Origin of the sequence: Erythrobacter sp. LQ02-29 (assembly GCF_022576075.2) — a bacterium.
Lineage (GTDB): Bacteria > Pseudomonadota > Alphaproteobacteria > Sphingomonadales > Sphingomonadaceae > Alteriqipengyuania.
In genome coordinates this window covers 1,923,668-1,942,738 of the sequence record NZ_JANCNT010000001.1, presented here as the reverse complement: position 1 = coordinate 1,942,738, position 19,071 = coordinate 1,923,668, and the positions used below count along the sequence as shown (strand labels likewise).

The window sequence follows — 19,071 nt, the reverse complement described above, 5'->3', positions numbered from 1 at the left end:
TACCCCTACGTTATTCTTCCCCCATCCGAAGTGCAGCGATAAACGCCTCCTGCGGAATACTCACATTGCCATACTCCCGCATCCGCGCCTTCCCCTTTTTCTGTTTTTCCAACAGTTTTTTCTTGCGGGTAATATCTCCGCCGTAGCACTTGGCGGTCACGTCCTTCCTCAGCGCGGCGATGGTTTCGCGGGCGATCACCTTGCCGCCGATCGCGGCCTGGATGGGGATCTTGAACAAATGGCGCGGGATCAGGTCCTTCAGCCGCTCGCACATGCCGCGCCCGCGCTCCTCCGCCACGCTGCGGTGGACGATCAGCGATAGCGCGTCGACCGGCTCGTTGTTGACGAGGATGTTCATCTTCACGAGGTCGCCTTCGCGCAGGCCGATCTGTTCGTAGTCGAAGCTGGCGTAGCCGCGGCTGATGCTCTTCAGCCGGTCGTAGAAATCGAACACCACCTCGTTCAGCGGCAGCTCGTAGGTCACCTGCGCGCGGCCGCCAACATAGGTCAGGTTGGTCTGGATGCCGCGCCGGTCCTGGCACAGCTTCAGGATGGAGCCGAGATAGTCGTCGGGGGTGTAGATCGTCGCCTTGATCCACGGCTCCTCGATCCACTCGATCCGGTTCGGGTCGGGGTAATCGGCTGGGTTGTGCAGCTCGATCACCTTCGCTTCCTCGTTCTTCGTATGGCCGAGCTGGATGCGATAGACCACGCTGGGGGCGGTGGTGATGAGGTCGAGGTCGTATTCGCGGCTCAGGCGCTCCTGGATGATCTCCAGGTGTAAGAGGCCGAGGAAGCCGGCGCGGAAGCCGAAGCCGAGGGCGGCGCTGGATTCCATCTCGTAGGTGAAGCTGGCATCGTTCAGGCGCAGCTTGCCGATCGATTCGCGCAGCTTCTCGAAATCGGCGGCGTCGACGGGGAACAGGCCGCAGAACACGACTGGCTGCGGCTCGCGATAGCCGGGCAGCGCCTTGTCCGCCCCGCCCTTCACCGTGGTGATAGTATCGCCGACGCGGGCCTGGTCGACCTCCTTGATCTGCGCGGTGATGAAACCGATCTCGCCCGGGCCGATCTCCTTCAGGTCGACGCGCTTGGGCGTGAAGGCGCCGACGCGGTCGACCAGATGCTGCGTGCCGCCCTGCATGAAGCGGACGTTGAGCCCCTTGTGCAGGAAGCCGTCGAGCACGCGGACCAGGATGACGACGCCCAGGTACGGGTCGTACCAGCTGTCGACCAGCATCGCCTTCAGCGGCGCGTCGCGGTCGCCGGTGGGGGGCGGGATGCGGGCGACGATCGCCTCCAGCGTGTCCTCGATACCGATGCCGGATTTCGCGCTGGTGAGCACCGCGTCGCTGGCGTCGAGGCCGATGATGTCCTCGATCTCGGCCTTGACCTTCTCGGGCTCGGCAGCGGGCAGGTCGATCTTGTTGATGACGGGGACGATCTCGTGGTCGTGCTCGATCGACTGGTAGACATTGGCGAGGGTCTGCGCCTCCACCCCCTGCGCCGCGTCCACCACCAGCAGCGCGCCCTCGCACGCGGCCAGGCTGCGCGAAACTTCGTAGGCGAAGTCGACGTGGCCGGGCGTGTCCATGAGGTTGAGCTCGTAGGTCTCGCCATCCTTCGCGGTGTAGGAAAGGCGGACGGTCTGGGCCTTGATGGTGATGCCCCGCTCGCGCTCTATGTCCATATTATCAAGGACTTGCTCGCTCATCTCGCGATCGGTCAGCCCGCCGCAGACCTGGATCAGCCGGTCGGCGAGCGTCGACTTGCCATGGTCGATATGCGCGATGATGGAAAAATTGCGGATCTTGGAAAGGTCGGTCATCACCCCCGCCATTAGCCGCGCCAACCCCCGCTGTCAGCCTGTTTGCACGGGTTTCGACGCGGGGGGTATACGCCTTACGCGCTCACCCGCCGCACGCTCTGCGCCCGGGGCATGCGGGCATCCTCCATCAGCTCCACGAAGGTGCCGGAGGAATGGCGCGTCAGCTCGGTGTGGAAGTGCACTCCCAGCCGGTTTCCCTCGCTCCAGCGCGACACGCCCGCGAGCGAGAGATGCGGCGACAGCACAATTTCGAACTCTGTGCCCGGCGGCACGTTCCACAGCCCTTCGAGCATGGCGCCCGATACCGAAATATTGCGGATGGTAGCGTCGTATTCGTTGCCTTCATGACGAACCCGTACCTTGCGCAGCATCGTCTGGCGCGGCGGACGCGAGGAACGCGGCCCGCGAGCGACCGCCGCCAGCCCGGTCGCCAGACGTTCACCCGCCGCCTGTGCGCTGAGAGGCTTGGCGTAGATATAGCCCTGAACGTGGCTGCATCCCTGCATCCTAACGAGATCCAGTTCGTCGAGCGTCTCGACGCCTTCCGCGGTCGTATCCATGCCCAGCGCATGGGCGAGACTCGTGATCGCCTGGATGATCGCGCCGTTGCGGCTGCCGGGGATCGTGGCTCCGCGCACGAAGCTCTGATCGATCTTGATCTTGTCGAACGGAGCGTTTCGCAGATAGCCGAGCGAGGAATAGCCGGTGCCGAAATCGTCCAAAGCCAGCCTCACACCGAGCTTTTTCAGTGCTGCGAACATCGTTTCCGTGCCGGTATCGTCGCTCAGAAACACGCTCTCGGTGATTTCGAGTTCGAGCCGCGACGGGTCGACGCCGCTGTGCGCCAACGCGCTGGCTATAATCGCGGGCAGCTTCGGGTTGGCGAATTGAAGTGGCGATACGTTGACCGCGCACCGTACCTCCTCGGGCCACTTGGCGAGGTCGGCGCAAGCGGTGCGCAAGGCCCAATCCCCGATCGACTGGATCAGGCCGGTATCCTCGGCAATGGGAATGAACTTGTCCGGGCTGATATTGCCGCGCACCGGATGGGTCCATCGCAGCAACGCTTCGAACCCGGCGATCTGTTCGGTCGCGGTTTCCACCACCGGCTGATAATACAGTTCCAACCCACCGGTGCTGATCGCATCGCGCAGTTCCTGCTCCAGCTGGCTGCGTTCCTCCGCGGCGCTGTGGAGGTCTGGCGAATAGAAATGATAGCGACCGCGGCCTCGTTCCTTCGCCGCGTATAGCGCGAGATCCACATTCCGGATCAGTTCCTCGCTTTCGGTTCCGTTTTCGGGTGCCAAGGCGATACCGATCGAGGCGCCGATCACCACGCGCTGGCCATCGATGGAATACGGTTGCGACAGTGAGTGGATTATTTCCTTGGCAAGGGTAGCCAATCGGTCGCGTTCGAATGCACCCGGTAGGATAACCTTGAACTCATCCCCGCCGAGCCGTCCTACCCGCCCCAGCGATCCGACGGCGTTCTCGAGCCGATGGGCGACTTGTCCGAGCAAGGCATCGCCCGCCGGATGCCCCATGGTGTCGTTCACGTGCTTGAAGCGATCGAGATCGAGCATGAGAAGCGAACAAGCGCGGCTGTGCACTTGCCGCGCCTGCAGGATTTTCTCCAGCGTCTGCGACATCTGGTGGCGGTTCGCGAGACCGGTCAAGGAGTCGAACATCGCCAGGCGAGACGCCTGCTCCTGACTGCGGCGTTGTTCCGTGAGGTCGGTGCCGAAGCCTCGGAACCCGCAGAAATTCTCGAAACTGTCGAAGATCGGACGCCCGCTGACCGACCACCAGCGCTCGCTGCCGTAGGTCGGCGCCGCCTTGATGGGCAATTCGTGGAATGGCGATCGGGCGGACAGGTGGAAGTTTATGGTCCGTTCGCTGTCGCGGGTCGTAACGTCGGGATCAAACAGGATCATGAAAGATCGACCGAGCAGGTCATCCTTCGTTACCCCCAGCCTTTCTGCAAGCGGATCGGAGATATAAGTCATCTTCCCGTCCGCCTGTGTTTCCCAGAACCATCCCAGTCCAGTCTCTTCGTAATCGCGCAGAATGTCGATCGAGCGCGTCTGCACCCGCGCGTCGATCTCGACCTTCGTCGCACGCGATCGATCGAAGCGCACCTGGAGGAACGCGATCGCTGCTCCTCCGCCGATCATTATGCCCAGGGCGGCTGCGGAGACGCCGGTCATATCGACCACTGCCAGCGGTCCCCATAATGCGACCTTGCAAACGACCAGCGGAATCGGACGCCGGCTCATCAGGGCACTGGCGAATGCACTCGCACAGATCAGCAGGGCGCCGCCGATGGCGAGGTGAAGGTCCGCGCGAAACATCCAAAACGCGAGCGCGAATCCTGTGAGCAGGCTGGGAAGAACCGTCACCGCCCCGCCGATGACGGCGGTAGGCCCCTTCCCCCGGTCGCCTTCCAGCTCCCACGCATGCACCGTCTTCCCGAAATAGAAGAAGCCGGAGGCTGCGAGCAGCATGAGGAACGGCGCGAGCGGCGGAAGAGCGAATGTCTCCAGCACTCCGATCAGGATCGAAAGGAGCGGCGCGATCGCCAGATGGTGCCATTGCGAGGGCACCATTGCGTAGCGATCGAACTGTTCGGGCCGGGCAGCGTTGCCCTGGTTGGCCGCGGCGCGGGCCCGCCCTCCGCGATGCTTGACCGCCGCAACGGGCGAAATAGTCTCGTGCGGCAAGCCCACAGGGCTCGATGCGGGCTCCGCGCGAACACGCGCGCTCTGGCGCCCCGTCTCATCGTCCGATCGTGCTGTAGCTGGCTGGCCTCCCATAACGGCTCCATGACCAAAAAGCGTAATCAATCTCCTAACCTTGAGGCCGAAATAAAATGCGACGCTCGTATGGCTGCGAGGGGAAAGGCCCGAGCGCCCCGTATTTGTGTTGGATAGGGCGGGCGTGCATGACATACGTAGTGGCGATTGGAGGAATGCCGGACGATGCTGCATATCGCGATCATCGGTTCCGGGCCCGCCGGCTACTACAGCGCGGAAGCGGCCCAGAAAAAATGGGGCGATGACGTGCGGATCGACATATTCGATCGTCTGCCGGTGCCCTATGGCCTCATTCGTACCGGGGTGGCACCCGACCATCAGTCGATCAAGGGCGTGTCGCGCCGGTTCGAGAAAACCAGCCTCGGCAACAATGCCCGGTTCGTCGGCAATGTTACCGTGGGCGAGGATATCACAATCACGGAACTCGGCGGGCTTTACGACGCGATCGTGCTCGCCACCGGCGCACCGCACGATCGCCCGCTCGACCTACCGGGCAGCGATCTTGGCAATATTTTCGGCAGCGCAGAGCTGGTCGGCTGGTACAACGGGCATCCGCAATTCACCGCCCTCGCCCCCGATCTAACCGGCCGCCACGCGGTCGTCATCGGCATGGGTAACGTCGCGCTCGACGTGGCGCGCATCCTGTCGAAGACGGAGGCTGAGTTCGCCGGATCGGACATCGTCGGCCATGCGCTCGACCGATTGCGCGAAAGCCGGATCGAGACGATTACCGTCCTGGGGCGCCGCGGGCCGCATCAGATCGCGATGACGCCGAAGGAACTGGGCGAACTCGCATCGCTCGAACGGGCCGAACCGCATGTAGATCCTGCGGATTTTCCCCCGGAGGAAGCGGATGCGGACCTCGATCCGGGAGTTCGCAAGTCGGTCGGTCTGCTGCGCAGCTTCGCGACGCGAGCGGAGGCGGAGCGCGGGATCAAGCCGGTCCGAATCGAATTCGACATGTTCGCCAGCCCGGCCGCCCTGCACGGCGATGGAAGGGTGCGAGAGGTGGAAGTCGCGGAAACCCGGCTGGTGGATGGCAGGCCCGAACCCACAGGAAAACTCTATCGATTGCCCGCCGATCTCGTCATCTCCTGCATCGGATACCGCACTGCCCCCATTCCAGGGGTGCCGTACGACGAGCGCCAGGGGCGCTTCGCCAACGATGAAGGACGGATCCGGCCGGGGCTGTACTGCGTCGGCTGGGCGCGACGCGGACCGACAGGGACGATCGGAACCAACCGGCCCGACGGCTTCGACGTTGTGGACCGCATCGCCGCAGACATCGGCTCCGGTTCCGACAGGGAAGGCCGCGCCGGATTCGATCGGATGGCCGAAGAACGCGGGCTCGACATCGTGACCTTCCGGGACTGGAAAAGAATCGAGGAGGCGGAAGAGGCCGCTGCCCGCGAGGGCTCCCCACGGGAGAAGTTCGTCGATATCGAAGCGATGATCCGCGCAGGACGTTGACTGTTCAGGCGGAGAAACGATCGTCCGCCCGCCACGTTGGAAGCGAGTAAGCAAACTCTCCAACGACAGGACATCACCATGAAAGCCATTCGCACCGGATCCCCTGCCGCACTGGATACACTCGAAGTCTTCGAGATGGATGATCCGGGCGAGCCCGGCCGCGGCGAAATCCGGGTCGACCTGAAGGCCAGCTCGATCAACTTCCACGACTATGCCGTCGTTACCGGCAAGATCCCAACGGACGGGCGCCGCATCCCGCTATCCGATGGGGCGGGCGAAGTCGTTGCAGTAGGCGAAGGTGTCAGCGACTTCGCAGTCGGCGACCGGGTGGTCTCGACCTTCTTCACGCAGTGGCAATCGGGGCCTTCCCCGGACAAGCCCGGCTTCGCGGACGTGCCGGGCGACGGCATCGATGGCCATGCGCGCGAAGCTGTCGTTCGTCCGGCGAATTGCTTCACTTTCGCACCCCGCAATCTCTCTCACGTCGAGGCGGCGACCCTCACCTGTGCCGGTGTTACCGCTTGGCGTGCACTGTTCGTCGACGACGACGTCAAGCCGGGCGACACCGTGCTGGTGCTTGGAACCGGCGGCGTCTCGATCTTCGCGCTACAACTGGCGAAGGCGGCGGGCGCGCGGGTCATCGCCACCAGTTCCTCCGACGAAAAGCTGGAGCGGCTTCGCGCGCTTGGGGCAGACGAGACGATCAACTACGAGGACGTGCCGGAGTGGGGCAAAGGCGTCTCGGAGCTGACCGACGGGCGCGGCGTGGACGTGACGGTGGAGATCGGTGGACCCGGTACGCTCGACCAGTCGATCGACGCGACGCGCATGGGCGGGCATATCGCGCTGATCGGGGTTCTCACCGGCCAGTCGGGCGAGGTGGCGACCGCCAAGATGATGGGCAGGAACCAGCGGTTGCAGGGCCTGACCGTGGGCAGCCGCACCCATCAAATGGAGGTGGTCCGCGCTATCGAGGCGAACGGCATCAAGCCCCAGATCAGCGATACCTTTGCGCTGGAAGACCTTGCCGACGCCTTCCGCCGCGAAGAGAGCGGCGAGCATTTCGGCAAGATCGCGATCGAAATCGGCTAAAGCGAAGTGCCGGTGCGGGTCAGACCCGCATCGGCATCAGCACGTAGAGCGCCGGGCTGTTCTCGTCCTTGCGGATGAGTGTCGGCGCGCCCGGATCGGCGAGGTGGAGTTCCACCGTGTCGCTGTCGATCTGGCTCAGGATATCTTTCAGGTAGTTGGCGTTGAACCCGATCTCGAGCCCATCGCTACCGTAATCGGCGGCGAGTTCCTCGGCGGCGGTGCCGTTGTCCGGGCTGGTGACCGACAGGGTGACCTTGTCGCTCTCGACCGCCATCTTGACCGCACGGGTCTTCTCGGTGGCGATCGTAGCAACGCGGTCCACGCCTGCGAAGAAGCTTTTGGGGTCGAGCTTCAGCAGCTTGTCGTTGCCGGTCGGAATAACCCGGCTGTAATCTGGGAAGGTGCCGTCGATCAGCTTGCTGGTCAGGACCACCCCGCCCTCGCCGCCCAGCGTGAAGCGGATCTTGCTGGCCGACAGGTCAAGCTCGACATTGCCCTCAAGCGCTTCCTCCAGCAGTTTGCGCAGTTCGGCCACGGCCTTTCGCGGCACGATGACATCCGGCATGCCCTCGGCCCCTTCCGGCCGATCGATGGTGAAGCGCGCCAGGCGATGCCCATCTGTGGCAGCGGCTTTCAGCACCGGGCGATCCTCGTCCGAAACGTGCAGGAAGATGCCGTTCAGGTAATACCGCGTTTCCTCGGTGCTGATCGCGAAGCGGGTGCGATCGATCAGCTCCGCCAGGGTCTTGGCCGAAATCTCGAAGCTGGTCGGCAGGTCGCCTTCCACGATCACCGGGAAGTCGTCGCGCGGCAAGGTCGGCAGCTGGAACCGGGCGCGCCCGGCCTTCACCGTCATGCGATTGTCGGCCGTTTCCAGGCTGACCTGGCTGCCATCGGGCAGCTTGCGCGCGATATCGAACAAGAGGTGTGCCGACACCGTGATTGCACCGGGGCTTTCCACGCTGGCGGCGCTCATGGTCTCGACCACCTGCAGGTCGAGGTCGGTCGCCATGACCTTCACCTGTCCGCCTTCGCTCGCGTCGATCAGCACGTTCGACAGGATCGGAATGGTATTGCGGCGTTCCACCACGGACTGCACATGCGACAGGCAGCGGAGCAGCGTGGCGCGTTCGATGGTAGCCTTCATCGGTCCCTTTCAACCCCCTGATGCGCCGTCGCTGCGACCCGTCGGCCGGAATCGCCCGCGGCGCCGGAATATTCTCCTACACCCTTAACGCTGGGCGCTCATGGGGCAAGTTCTCGTATCCGACCGACGGGCGAAGCTGGGGATAAGACGCAGGAATCCTGGTCGGTCAGCCCAGCATCGCCATTCCGCCGTTCACATGCAAGGTCTGCCCTGTGACGTAGCTCGCCTCCTTCGAAGCGAGATAGGCCACCGCGGCCCCGATTTCGTCGCCTTCGCCCATGCGGCCCATCGGAATGCGGGCGTTGATGGCGTCTTTCTGTTTATCGTCGAGCTGGTCGGTCATCGCGGTACGAATGAAACCGGGCGCGATGCAGTTCACGGTAATGCCACGGCTCGCCAGCTCCTGCGCCAGGCTCTTCGACATGCCGGTCAGGCCTGCTTTGGCCGCGGTGTAGTTCATCTGCCCCGGATTGCCCGTCGCCCCGACCACGCTGGTGATTGAGACGATCCGGCCGAACCGCGCGCGCATCATCGGCCGCGCCGCAGCCCGCATCAGGCGAAACGCCGCCTCCAGATTGATGCGGATAACGTCGTCCCACTCCTCGTCCTTCATCCGCATGGCGAGGTTATCGCGCGTGATACCGGCATTGTTCACGAGGATATCGAGCTGGCCGAGGCTGTCGACCGCGGCGGGGATCAGTTTCTCCACGCTTTCCGCGCTGGAAAGATCGCAGGTGATTTCGATGTGATCGCCGCCGCATTCGTCCTGCAACTGCTCGCGAAAGGCGCGCAGTTTGTCGCCGTTGGAGCCAGACAGTGCGAGCCTCGCACCCTGGCCGGCAAGCGCGCGCGCGATCGCCGACCCGATGCCACCGCTGGCACCTGTCACGAGTGCGGTCATTCCTTCGAGCGAAAACATCATCCGATCTCCTTCGCCAGCGCTTCGATGTCGGCCATCATCACGACGCTGGTCACCTTCGCATCGCGGTCGATGCGGCCCACCATCGGGCCGAGTACCTTGCCGCCCAGTTCGACGAAATCTTCCATTCCGTCCTCGCGCATGGCGAGCACGCTTTCGCGCCAACGCACGCGGCCGGTAACCTGCTCGACCAGCAGGCCGAGCTCCTCCGCCGGGTCGCTGACCGGTGCGGCGGTGACGTTGGCATAGAGTGGCAGGCTGAACCCGCGCGGGGGGCAGTCGTCGAGCGCCTTCGCCATCGCATTGGCGGCGGGCTGCATCAGCGAACAATGGAACGGCGCGGACACCGGCAGCAGGATACCGCGCTTGATCCCATGCTCCTTGGTCAGCGCGATAGCGCGCTCGATCGCGCTGCGGTGGCCGGAGATCACGACCTGCGTCGGATCGTTGTCGTTGGCGACTTCGCAGACTTGGCCTTGCGCGGCGGCTTCGGCAAGCGCCTCTGCCTTCTCGACATCGGCACCGAGCAGCGCGGCCATCGCACCCTCGCCCACCGGCACCGCCGCCTGCATCGCCTGTCCGCGCAGTTTCAGCAGCCGCGCGGTATCGGCCAGCGGGAACGCTCCGACGGCGCACAGCGCTGTGTACTCGCCCAGCGAATGCCCGGCGACGCAATTGCCCTTGTCCGCGATGGCGAGGCCACCCTCACGCTCCAGCACTCGCAGGGTGGCGATAGCGTTGGCCATGATCGCGGGCTGCGCGTTCTCGGTCAGGGTGAGCTGGTCCTCCGGCCCTTCGCGCATGATCCGCGACAGCTTCTGGCCCAGCGCCTCGTCCACTTCCTCGAACACTTCGCGGGCGACGGGGCTCACATCGGCGAGTTCGGCCCCCATGCCGACCTTCTGGCTACCCTGTCCGGGAAAAAGGAATGCGCGCATCGATATCTCCGTAAAAACCTTTGGCGGCGCGGCTAGACAGCGGGGGCGGGGCGCGCAAGGCCGAAGGGCACGATGTGGTTGTTGGCCGAGTGCCCGATCTCGGCCCGGCCGAGATAGGGAATGCCCGCCCGCGCGCACCAGTATTGCGCGATACCCTCCGCGCTTTGACCGAAATCGCGCTCGTTGTCGGGCACCGCCGTCACCGCGCCCAGGCGAAGCCCGGCGATGCGGGGCAGGCGCTGGGTCAGGCTGAAGAACAACCGGTCGATCGAATAGAGATATTCGCTGACCTCCTCCACCATCACCACATGGCCTGCGAGGTCGGGCATCAGCTGCGTGTCCATCAGCATTGTCAGCGTGATGAGGTTGAAGGCGGCGGTTGGTGTCCGGCCATCCACATGCGGCTCCAGCCCCGAGGGATCGCCCGCGAACCAGCGCAGCACGCGGCGCACGCTTTCGCGGCCCGTCTCGCTGCCCGAGCTGATCGGCATTGCGCCATGCACCGGTTGCCCGATCCCGGCGCGATAGAGCGCGGCCAAGAGGTAACCCATGTCCGAGAAACCGACATAGGTCTTCTCGCGCGCAGGACCTGTCATCTGCGAGATCGCCGCCTCGGCGATACGGTTGGAGCCGTAGCCGCCGCGCGCGAACCACACCGCATCCCATTGCGGGTCGTTGGCGCATTCGAGCAGCGCGGTCAGCCGGACGAGGTCGTCCCCTGCGAAATGCCCCTGCTTGGCGAAGCACTGGGGGTGGAACCAGACCTCCTGATCGGGAAATTCATCGGCGACGAGCTGGCGGCAGGCCTGCGCGCTGGCTTCGGAAATGGGAGTCGCGGGGGCGCACACGGCAATACGGGTCATCGGGCCGGTCTAAGGTTAGCAAGTCGCGCTGGCAACGCTTCACAAAGCGGCCCTCCCCGCCTACCTCGATCCGCCATGAGCGACTTGCCCGATCCCACAGCCGACCTGACCGCCCGCCCCTGGTTCTTCTGCGGGATCGGTGGATCGGGCATGCAGCCGCTGGCGCAGATCCTGAAGGCGCGCGGGGCAGACGTGGCTGGTTCCGACCGCAGTCTCGACCAGGGTCGCACGCCCGAGAAGTTCGCCGCGCTGGAGCGACAGGGTTTCGCCCTGTTCCCTCAGGACGGCAGCGGGATAACCGACCCTGCCCAAGTGCTGGTCGCCAGCGCCGCGGTGGAAGACAGCGTGCCCGATGTCGGTCGTGCGAAGGAGCTGGGCATTCCGCGCCTGACCCGCGCCGATCTCAACGCCGCGCTGTTCAATGCCGCCGATAACGGCATCGCGGTGGCAGGCACCAGCGGCAAGTCGACCGTTACCGGCATGCTCGGTTGGATTCTGCACGAGACGGGCCGTAATCCGACGATCATGAACGGCGCGGTGATGAAGAACTTCGTCAGCGAGGATCGCCCCTTCGCCAGCGCGGTCGTCGGCGGACCTGAACTTTACGTGTCGGAAGTTGACGAGAGCGATGGCTCGATCGCTCAGTACGATCCGGCGGTCGGCATCCTCCTGAACGTCTCGCTCGACCACAAGAGTATGGACGAGCTGCGCGACCTGTTCGGAGCGTTCCTCGAACGATCGAAGGTCGGCGTGGTCAATGCCGACGATACGGAGGCCTTCCGCCTTGTTGCGCATGCCAACGACCCGATCACCTTCGGGGTGGAGAACGGCTGCGCCGCACTGCAGATCGAGAAGGGCTCGATCGCCGACGGCCCTGTGCGCCAAGCGGCGATGGTCCACGATCTGCGCGACGATACCAAACATGCGCTGACGCTGCACCTGCCCGGGCGGCACAACCTTTCCAACGCGATGGCAGCGATCGCCGGGGCGAGCGCGGCGGGCGTGCCGGTGGCGGACGCTGTCGCGGCTATCGGTAGCTTCACTGGCCTGGCGCGCCGGTTCGACATCGTCGGGACCAGTCCGTCGGGCGTGAGCGTGATCGACGATTTCGGACACAATCCCGACAAGTGCGCCGCGACCCTGCGCACGTTGAAGGCGCACGATGGCCGCGTGCTCGCCTTCTTCCAGCCCCACGGCTACGGTCCCTTACGCCAGATGGGGCGCGAACTGGCCGAAACCTTCGCCCGCGAGCTCGGCCCGATGGACGTGACCGTGCTGTGCGACCCGGTCTATTTCGGGGGCACGGTCGATCGCAGCGCGGGGAGCGAGCAGATCGTGGACATGATAGCCGAGGCCGGCGGCAAGGCGATCCATATAAATACCCGCGACGGCTGCGGCGATTTCCTGGTCGAGAACGCGCGGCCCGGAGACCGGATCGTGATCATGGGCGCTCGCGACGACACGCTGAGCCAGTTCGCCCGCGACGTGCTGGCACGGCTGGGATGAGCCTTTACCAACGCGCCCGGCGCCATGCGCTCAAGATGCTCGGCCTGGTAGGCGTGGGCGTGGTGTTCATCATCGCGTTCGATCAGTGGGTCGGGCACTCCAGCATCGCCTTCGCGATCGTGATCTTTGGCCTTTTCGTCGGCAATATCGGCATTCTGGGCTACAATTGCCCGCGCTGCCGCAGCAATCTGTTCTTCCGCCGGTTCATCATGGTACCGTGGCCGAACAGGACCTGCACTCGCTGCGGACTGGACCTGACCCGCGTCGATTAGTGCCCGGTTTCGGCCTCTTCGTCATGGCCGTCCCCATGACCGATCCTCAGCACCTTGTGCAGCACGAAGACGATCACCGCGCCCAGCAACAGGCCGACCAGCGCCGATAACCCGGCATAGGTCGCCCAGCCCAGCACTCCGCTGAGCGGGCCGGTGGCATGTTCCACCGCGTGCTGCGCCCCGTGCGCCAGATCGGCGGGCGCGTGCAGGCCGAGCTCTTCCAATCCGTGCAGGATGATTCCCCCGCCCACCCACAGCATCGCGATCGTGCCGACAAAGGACAGCAGGATTAGGATCTTGGGCATCGCCTTCAGCAGCAGGCCGCCCACGCTCTGCGCGAAGGCGGACGTCTTCGTCTTCAGGTGCAAGCCGATATCGTCGAGCTTCACTATCAGCGCCACCGCGCCATAGACGACGAAAGTGATCCCCGCGCCGACCAGCGCAAGCACCAGCGCCCGGGTCACCAGGGTTTCAGCCGATACCTCGTTCAGGGTGATCGCCATGATCTCCGCCGACAGGATCAGGTCGGTGCGGATCGCGCCCGCGGTGCGCTTCTTCTCGAACTCCGCCGGGTCCTCGATCGGGTCTTCCAGCGTCTCGCCGTGCTTTTCCCCGCCCAGCTTCTCGATCACCTTCTCCGCGCCTTCGTAGGAGAGGTAGGCACCGCCCGCCATCAGGATGAAGATGATCGCCGCGGGCAGGAATTCGCTCAGGATCAGCGCGCCGGGCAACAGGATCAGCAGCTTGTTCTTTAAACTGCCCAACGTGATGCGCCAGATGATCGGCAATTCGCGCGCCGGGGTGATGCCGGTGACGTAGTTGGGCGTGACCGCCGCATCGTCGATCACCACGCCCGCCGCTTTCGATCCGGCCCGGCCCGCGGCCACGCCGACATCGTCCACCGAAGCGGCCGCAGCGCGCGCGATTACCGAAACGTCGTCCAGAAGGGCGGCGAGACCACCGGGCATGTTGCGAATTCCTTTCCCCGTTAAGCTCCGGTCGTTAGGGTGCCCGGACCGGCGATGCAATCCGCCGCGCGCGAGCGCGCTGCCGCTTGCATTCGCGGCCAATGTCGCTATGTGCGCCCCTTCCGCGGGGGCGACGGCCCCCGTGGAAACCAAGAAAGCCGGAGGGGCCCCGTCATCCGGACGGATCAGCCAGCGATCGGCAGCAACATGAAAGGAAGCGAGCATGGCTCTGTATGAGCATGTGTTTCTCGCGCGCCAGGATCTGAGCCAGGCTCAGGTCGACCAGCTGGCCGCGACCGCCACCGAGATCGTCGAGGCGAACGAAGGCAAGGTCACCAAGACCGAGACCTGGGGCCTCAAGAATCTCGCCTACAAGATCGACCGCAACCGCAAGGCGCATTTCGTGCTCCTCAATATCGAGGGTCCGGGCGCCGTGGTTCAGGAACTGGAGCGCCAGACGCGCATCAACGAAGATGTCATCCGCTACATGACCATCCGCGTGGACGAACACGAGGAAGGCCCCAGCGTGATGATGCGCAAGAACGACCGCGACAAGAAGCGCCGCGATCGCGATCGGGGAGACGACTGATGGCCCGCCCGTTTTTTCGCCGCCGCAAGACCTGCCCGTTCTCGGGCAAGAATGCGCCGACCATCGATTACAAGGACACGCGCCTGCTGCAGGGTTTCATATCCGAGCGTGGCAAGATCGTGCCCAGCCGCATCACCGCCGTCAGCGCCAAGAAGCAGCGCGAACTCGCCAAGGCGATCAAGCGTTCGCGCCACATCGGCCTGCTGCCCTACATCGTGAAGTAAGAGGAGAAGACACATGGATATCATCCTCCTCGAACGGATCGGCAATCTGGGTTCGATCGGCGACGTCGTTTCCGTGAAGGACGGCTACGCCCGCAACTTCCTCCTCCCGCAGAAGAAGGCGCTGCGCGCCAACGAGGCGAACAAGAAGGTCTTCGAGGCCAATCGCGATCGCCTGGAGAAGGAAAACGCGGAACGCCGCGGCGAGGCCGAGAAGGCGGGCGAGAAGGTCGACGGCACGGAAATCGTGCTGATCCGCGCTTCCTCCAACGCCGGCCAGCTCTACGGTTCGGTCAATGTCCGCGACATCGTCAACGGCCTCGAAGAGAAGGGCCATTCGATCGACAAGAAGCAGGTCATCATGGGTAGCCCGATCAAGACGATCGGCATGCACGAGGTAACCATCGCGCTGCACCCCGAGGTGCACGTTGCGGTGAAGGCCAATGTTGCGCGTTCGGACGACGAAGCCGAACTGCAGAGCCAGGGCGTCGACGTCCTCGCGCAGATGTTCGAAGACGAGCAGCGCGAGATCGAGGCTATGGCGCAGGCCAACGCCGTCGATCCGAACCTCGAGCCGGGCGAAATCCCCGCCGAGCTGCTGGAAGAGAACGCCGAGGCGGACGCTGCGGACGAATCGACCGAGAACTAAGGGCACGGGCCACGGCCCGACCGATCCCCGGCCCATACCGCCGGAAGGAACAGCAAAGGGGCGCGGTCCACACCGGATCGTGCCCCTTTCTCTTGCCTGTCGCATCGACGCGATACTATCAGCCGCGCGATGGAATCGATCGACACAATCATATCCGACCTGAACCGCCTCTATGACGAGGCGATCGCGCGACTGCGCAAGGACGTCGTGGCCTATGCGCGCGAGGGCACCCTGCCCCCGCCGGAGCGGCGCACCGATGGCAGCTACGCCTATCCCGAGCTGCGCCTGATCTATCGCGGGGGCGAGCAGCCGCGTGATCGCAGCCGCTCCTTCGGTCGTCTCACCGCGCCCGGCATCTACGCCACCACCGTCACCCGCCCCGCCCTGTTCGCGACCTATCTGGCCGAGCAGCTGCGCCTGATCGGGGAGGATTACGACGTCTCGCTGGAAGTTCAGCGCTCGCGGCAGGAAATTCCCTTCCCCTATGTCCTCGACGGCGCCGTGGGGGCCGAGCTCGCCGGGATCGATCCGAACGATCTCGCGCGCCACTTCCCCTCCACGGAGCTGGCGCTGATCGGCGACGAGCTGGCCGACGGGATCGAGCTGGACGAGGATACCGACACCATCCCCCTGTCGCTGTTCGACGGGTTGCGGACCGATTTCAGCCTCGCCCGGCTGGCGCATTACACCGGCACCGACACCGATCATTTCCAGCGCTTCGTCCTGTTCACGAACTATCATCGCTATGTCGATGAATTCGTTGACTGGGCGGGCAAGCAGCTGGGCAAGAACGGCTGCACCGCGCTAGCCGGCGCCGGCGGGCTCTATATCGACGAGCCGGTCGACAACGCGCGCAGCCAGCTGTCCGATACCGCGTGGCGGCGGCACCAGATGCCCGCCTACCACCTGTTGGGCGAGGATGGCGGCGGCATCACGCTGGTGAATATCGGTGTCGGCCCTTCCAATGCGAAAACGATCTGCGATCACCTGGCGGTGCTGCGGCCCGAAGCCTGGCTGATGATCGGCCATTGCGGTGGCCTGCGCCCGAGCCAGAAGATCGGGGACTACGTGCTCGCCCACGCCTATCTGCGCGACGATCACGTGCTCGACCCGGTGCTGCCGCCAGAAATCCCCCTGCCCGCCATCGCCGAGGTCCAGCAGGCGCTGGCCGGCGCGGCCGAGCAGGTTTCGGGCGAACATGGCGCCGACCTCAAGAAACGCATGCGCACCGGCACCGTGGTCACCACCGACGACCGCAATTGGGAGCTGCGCTACACCCAGTCTGCGCGCCGCCTGTCGCTCAGCCGCGCGGTCGGGATCGACATGGAAAGCGCGACCATCGCCGCGCAGGGCTATCGCTTCAGGGTGCCCTACGGCACGCTGCTATGCGTCAGCGACAAGCCGCTGCACGGCGAGATCAAGCTCCCGGGTCAGGCGAACAAGTTCTACGAGGAAGCGATCGCCGCGCATTTGCAGATCGGCGTCACCGCCTGCCGCCGCCTGCGCGAGGAGGGACAGCGCCTTCACAGCCGGAAGCTGCGCGCCTTCAACGAGCCACCGTTCCGCTGATCAGCGCGGCCCCAGCGCGTAATCGACGAACAGCGTCACCGATTGCTGCATCTCCCCGACTTCGACCGCCGGTGCGCTGACCGGCGGGGGCGGCGGAGGCGGCGGGGGTGCGCCGATGCGCGAGCCGGTGACGATGATCGGCTCGTACTGCGCGCTCTGCGAACGCTCGCTGATCCGTATCACGCGGACGACCTTCATGTCGAACGCTGCGGCGTAGGCCTCCGCCTCCGCCTTTGCCTCCGCCACTGCCGCCGTGCGCGCCTTGGCAACGGCATCCGTGTCATCGGACAGGGAGAAGTTGGGACCTGAAACGTTGTTGGCCCCGGCGTCGAACATCACCGTCAGCAGATCCGACGCCTTCTTCACGTCGCGGACTCGCACGGTCACGCTGTTGGTCGCCTGATAGCCAGTAATGGCAGGGGGCTGACCCTCGCTGCGGTTGTAGTTGTATTCCGGGTTGAGCGAGAGGTTCTGCGTCTGGATGTCGCGCGCCGCCACGCCCGCCTTGCGCAGGGCCGCGACCACCGTGTTCATCGCGTCGGCGTTGGAGGACGCAGCTTCCCGTGATGTCGCCGCGAAGGTGACGACCCCGCCGCTCACGCTCGCCATATCGGGGGCCGCATAGGATTCCCCGGTGGCCTGTACCTGGAGCAATGTCTGTCCCGGCGCGAGCATTTCCGCGCTCTGGGCGGACACTCCGGCGGGAATGGCGAGAAGCAGCGAACTGGCGAGAAGGTGCATTTTCACGGTTGGAATCTCCCCTGAAAGCGGCGCATCCGACCGCTCAGGCAAAGCCTATCCGCGTTTCGTGAACCTCCCAAGACAATTCAGCCGCGCCCCTTGGTCTTCGTCCTGCCGTCCCTGGCGTTCGCGACGACGAAATCGACGATCTGCCCGGCAATGTCCTTGCCCGTTGCGTTCTCGATTCCCTCCAGACCGGGCGAAGAATTGACCTCCATGATGACCGGTCCGTGGTTGGAGCGCAGCATGTCCACGCCGCACACGTTCAGACCCATGCGCTTCGCCGCACGCACCGCGGTGCTGCGTTCCTCGGGTGTGATCTTGATTAGTTGGGCACTGCCGCCGCGGTGGAGATTGCTGCGGAAATCGTCCGCCGCGCCGGTGCGCTTCATCGCCGCGACGACCTTGCCCCCGATCACCAGCGCGCGGATGTCCGTCCCACCAGCTTCCTTGATGAATTCCTGCACCAGGATCGAGACATTGGCCCCGCGAAAGGCCTCGATCACTGACTTGGCGCTCGACATGGTTTCCGCCAGCACCACGCCGATACCCTGCGTCCCCTCCAGCAGCTTGATCACCACCGGCGGTCCGTTGACGGAGCGGATGATCTCCTCCGCCTGCTTGGGATCGTGGGCGAAGGCGGTCAGGGGCAGGCCCAGCCCATGCTTCGCCAGGATCTGCATGGAGCGCAGCTTGTCGCGGCTGCGCCCGATGGCGACGCTCTCGTTCAGCGGCCAACAGCCGCGCATCTCGAACTGGCGCAGGATCGCCATGCCGTAGCTGGTAATAGAGGCTCCGATCCGCGGAATAATCGCCTCGTAACCCTCGCACGGCTCGCCATTGTACCACACCTGCGGGCGATGGCTGGCGATGTGGACCGTGCAGCGCAGGGTGTTGAGAATGTGCATCTCGTGCCCCCGCGCCTCCGCCGCCTCGACCAGCCGCCGATGCGAATAGAGGTTCGGATTGCGGGCGAGCATCGCGATTTTCATCGGCAGGCGTCCGTCATGGCTTGTGTCCCGAAACGGGGTTGCGACCCGGCGTCTGCAACCAGGAATGACCGCTATCAACGGCGAAGCGACGCCGTAGTGCCGAGCGGCCGATCAACATTGGAAATTTCATGTCCGAGCGGTCCGCCAGGCTGATCTCGGCCCGAAACGTGTACTCGCCCACTTCCATCAGGGTCTTCACCACCAGGCGCCGCTGGGTTTCCCCGTTGGAGCTGGTGATGCCGCGCCAGCCCACCTGCACCGCCTCGCACACCTGGCGTACCTTTTGCTCGTGATAATCGACCGCGAAGCGCACCAGATGCTGACCGTCCCGCTCATAGTCCTCCAGCACCGTGGCGTGAAGGGACGATGTGCGCGCGCCGGTATCTATCTTGGCGGGAATGGCGGACAGGCCCAGTTCCGGCAGCGCGATGACCTCGCGCCATCCGATGATCGGCAGGGGATCAGACTTCGCCATGCGCCACCCGCCCTCGCGC

At 64.7% G+C, this 19,071-nt stretch carries 18 protein-coding genes; 8 read left to right on the top strand and 10 right to left on the bottom strand.

Going from position 1 to position 19,071, the window contains the following annotated elements:
* Positions 1–10: 10 nt before the first annotated feature.
* Together lepA and MKP08_RS09630 are read right to left on the bottom strand one after the other, a co-directional pair.
* Entirely contained in the window at positions 11–1,828 is a 1,818-nt protein-coding gene (lepA, locus tag MKP08_RS09635; RefSeq protein WP_215228385.1) for a translation elongation factor 4, read from the bottom strand.
* A gap of 74 nt (positions 1,829–1,902) precedes the next feature.
* Positions 1,903–4,554 carry an EAL domain-containing protein gene (locus tag MKP08_RS09630; protein WP_373418101.1) on the bottom strand — a complete coding sequence of 884 codons (2,652 nt, stop codon included), beginning with the start codon at positions 4,552–4,554 and terminating at the stop codon, positions 1,903–1,905.
* Between the two features lie 252 nt (positions 4,555–4,806).
* On the opposite strand from MKP08_RS09630, the gene MKP08_RS09625 reads away from it, so the two are divergent.
* Together MKP08_RS09625 and MKP08_RS09620 are read left to right on the top strand one after the other, a co-directional pair.
* Positions 4,807–6,111: an FAD-dependent oxidoreductase gene (locus MKP08_RS09625; protein ID WP_241553627.1), complete on the top strand. Its 1,305-nt coding sequence runs from the start codon at positions 4,807–4,809 to the stop codon at positions 6,109–6,111.
* Between the two features lie 78 nt (positions 6,112–6,189).
* A complete protein-coding gene (locus MKP08_RS09620) occupies positions 6,190–7,203 on the top strand; it encodes an NAD(P)-dependent alcohol dehydrogenase (protein WP_241553626.1) in 1,014 nt (337 codons plus the stop codon).
* 19 nt (positions 7,204–7,222) lie between these two features.
* Here MKP08_RS09620 and dnaN read toward each other — a convergent pair whose 3' ends face one another.
* From dnaN to MKP08_RS09600, 4 genes are all read right to left on the bottom strand, one after another.
* Entirely contained in the window at positions 7,223–8,350 is a 1,128-nt protein-coding gene (gene dnaN / locus MKP08_RS09615) for a DNA polymerase III subunit beta (RefSeq protein WP_241553625.1), read from the bottom strand.
* A 166-nt stretch (positions 8,351–8,516) separates the two neighbouring features.
* A complete protein-coding gene (fabG, locus tag MKP08_RS09610; RefSeq protein ID WP_241555582.1) occupies positions 8,517–9,269 on the bottom strand; it encodes a 3-oxoacyl-[acyl-carrier-protein] reductase in 753 nt (250 codons plus the stop codon).
* Positions 9,269–10,207 (bottom strand): ACP S-malonyltransferase, encoded by a 939-nt coding sequence (fabD, locus tag MKP08_RS09605; protein ID WP_241553624.1) that lies wholly within the window; start codon positions 10,205–10,207, stop codon positions 9,269–9,271. The genes fabG and fabD overlap by 1 nt, the downstream gene beginning before the upstream one ends.
* Positions 10,208–10,239: 32 nt before the next feature.
* Positions 10,240–11,070 carry an LD-carboxypeptidase gene (locus MKP08_RS09600; RefSeq protein WP_241553623.1) on the bottom strand — a complete coding sequence of 277 codons (831 nt, stop codon included), beginning with the start codon at positions 11,068–11,070 and terminating at the stop codon, positions 10,240–10,242.
* Positions 11,071–11,145: 75 nt separating this feature from the next.
* On the opposite strand from MKP08_RS09600, the gene MKP08_RS09595 reads away from it, so the two are divergent.
* Together MKP08_RS09595 and MKP08_RS09590 are read left to right on the top strand one after the other, a co-directional pair.
* Positions 11,146–12,576 (top strand): glutamate ligase domain-containing protein, encoded by a 1,431-nt coding sequence (locus tag MKP08_RS09595; RefSeq protein WP_241553622.1) that lies wholly within the window; start codon positions 11,146–11,148, stop codon positions 12,574–12,576.
* Positions 12,573–12,848, top strand: coding sequence for a hypothetical protein (locus MKP08_RS09590; protein WP_215228393.1), 276 nt, complete (start codon positions 12,573–12,575; stop codon positions 12,846–12,848). Before MKP08_RS09595 ends, MKP08_RS09590 begins: the two co-directional genes overlap by 4 nt.
* On the opposite strand, the gene MKP08_RS09585 is transcribed toward MKP08_RS09590, so the two are convergent.
* A complete protein-coding gene (locus MKP08_RS09585) occupies positions 12,845–13,816 on the bottom strand; it encodes a DUF808 domain-containing protein (RefSeq protein ID WP_241553621.1) in 972 nt (323 codons plus the stop codon). The genes MKP08_RS09590 and MKP08_RS09585 overlap by 4 nt on opposite strands.
* Before the next feature lie 223 nt (positions 13,817–14,039).
* Here MKP08_RS09585 and rpsF point away from each other — a divergent pair, with 223 nt between their 5' ends.
* From rpsF to MKP08_RS09565, 4 genes are all read left to right on the top strand, one after another.
* Positions 14,040–14,405, top strand: a complete 366-nt coding sequence (gene rpsF, locus MKP08_RS09580; RefSeq protein WP_215228395.1) for a 30S ribosomal protein S6 — start codon at positions 14,040–14,042, stop codon at positions 14,403–14,405.
* Complete coding sequence (gene rpsR, locus MKP08_RS09575) at positions 14,405–14,629, top strand: 30S ribosomal protein S18 (RefSeq protein ID WP_215228396.1); 225 nt, start codon at positions 14,405–14,407, stop codon at positions 14,627–14,629. The genes rpsF and rpsR overlap by 1 nt, the downstream gene beginning before the upstream one ends.
* 13 nt (positions 14,630–14,642) lie before the next feature.
* On the top strand, positions 14,643–15,275 hold the full coding sequence (gene rplI / locus MKP08_RS09570; RefSeq protein ID WP_215228397.1) for a 50S ribosomal protein L9: 633 nt from the start codon (positions 14,643–14,645) through the stop codon (positions 15,273–15,275).
* A 129-nt stretch (positions 15,276–15,404) separates the two neighbouring features.
* Positions 15,405–16,844 carry an AMP nucleosidase gene (locus tag MKP08_RS09565; protein WP_241553620.1) on the top strand — a complete coding sequence of 480 codons (1,440 nt, stop codon included), beginning with the start codon at positions 15,405–15,407 and terminating at the stop codon, positions 16,842–16,844.
* Here MKP08_RS09565 and MKP08_RS09560 read toward each other — a convergent pair whose 3' ends face one another.
* From MKP08_RS09560 to MKP08_RS09550, 3 genes are all read right to left on the bottom strand, one after another.
* Positions 16,845–17,585: an SIMPL domain-containing protein gene (locus MKP08_RS09560; protein ID WP_241555581.1), complete on the bottom strand. Its 741-nt coding sequence runs from the start codon at positions 17,583–17,585 to the stop codon at positions 16,845–16,847. It abuts the gene before it with no gap.
* A gap of 86 nt (positions 17,586–17,671) precedes the next feature.
* Positions 17,672–18,577: a 30S ribosomal protein S6--L-glutamate ligase gene (rimK, locus tag MKP08_RS09555; protein ID WP_215228400.1), complete on the bottom strand. Its 906-nt coding sequence runs from the start codon at positions 18,575–18,577 to the stop codon at positions 17,672–17,674.
* Between the two features lie 13 nt (positions 18,578–18,590).
* Positions 18,591–19,052, bottom strand: coding sequence for a RimK/LysX family protein (locus tag MKP08_RS09550; RefSeq protein ID WP_215228401.1), 462 nt, complete (start codon positions 19,050–19,052; stop codon positions 18,591–18,593).
* Between the last annotated feature and the right edge of the window lie 19 nt (positions 19,053–19,071).